Raw genomic sequence first — 391 nt, forward strand, 5'->3', positions numbered from 1 at the left:
GTAACACTTTCACTAGTCGTTGCACTTACCTCAGAATGTGTAGTTTCAGAATTAGATGCTTCCGAACTAGCTGTACTTGTGACTTCAGAGCTTGGTTTTTCAGAAATAGTTTCTGTTGAAGCCCCTTCAGAGGTGACCACTGGTGTTTCTGACACTGTGGCAGCTTCGCTTGAAGCGGTAGCTGCTGTATTTTCTGTAGGTTTAGCTGTGGCTTCATTACTTGCTGGAGCATCGACGTTAATAGCACCTTCTTTGATGATGGTTTCAACAGTTGCTTCATTAACGGGGGTAGGTTGTTCTTCAGCTGAAGCATAGCTGAGTCCTGCAAAACTCAAACCCAAAGCAAGTCCTGTCACTGCAATAGTTACCCAATGTTTTTTAACTTTGTGAA

1 protein-coding gene is annotated in these 391 nt (G+C 43.2%); it reads right to left on the bottom strand.

Annotated elements, in window-relative coordinates; genetic code table 11:
- Positions 1 to 391: KxYKxGKxW signal peptide domain-containing protein (locus AX662_RS09720; protein WP_197414720.1), on the bottom strand; the 391-nt coding region annotated here is incomplete at both ends.

It is taken from the genome of Streptococcus sp. CCH5-D3, from assembly GCF_001556435.1.
Classification (GTDB): Bacteria; Bacillota; Bacilli; order Lactobacillales; family Streptococcaceae; genus Streptococcus.